Here is a 291-nt window from a genome sequence, read left to right as displayed (position 1 = left end):
CTACGGCAGCCGTATAAGTAAACGGTTTGTCGAATACTAGTACAAAATAGTTCTTAAAGTTGGCAGGAACACCACCGCTGTTTTTAGTGGTATAACCGATAATCTTGTTCTCCGAAGGGATTACTTTCACAAACGAACCTTTATCAAAGGCGTCTACCACTACATAAGAGTGGTCGTTTTCGGGGAAAGTGAAACGGAAAGCAGCCGCTCTCTCTGTCGGAGCAATTTCGGTCACTACATCATGATCGGCAAGATATACTTTATAATAATAAGGAGTAGCCGTTTCAGCTT

The 291-nt window shown here is 42.3% G+C and carries 1 pseudogene; it reads right to left on the bottom strand.

From position 1 onward, the window contains the following. Positions 1 to 291: pseudogene (locus AB5935_RS24035) on the bottom strand (glycoside hydrolase family 92 protein); the annotation flags it as partial.

The organism is Phocaeicola sp. RTP21198st1_B8_RTP21198_201120, assembly GCF_040929485.1.
Classification (GTDB): domain Bacteria; phylum Bacteroidota; class Bacteroidia; order Bacteroidales; family Bacteroidaceae; genus Phocaeicola; species Phocaeicola dorei.
Note: the sequence above shows the minus strand (reverse complement) of the source record. Positions and strands in the feature narration are given on the sequence as shown.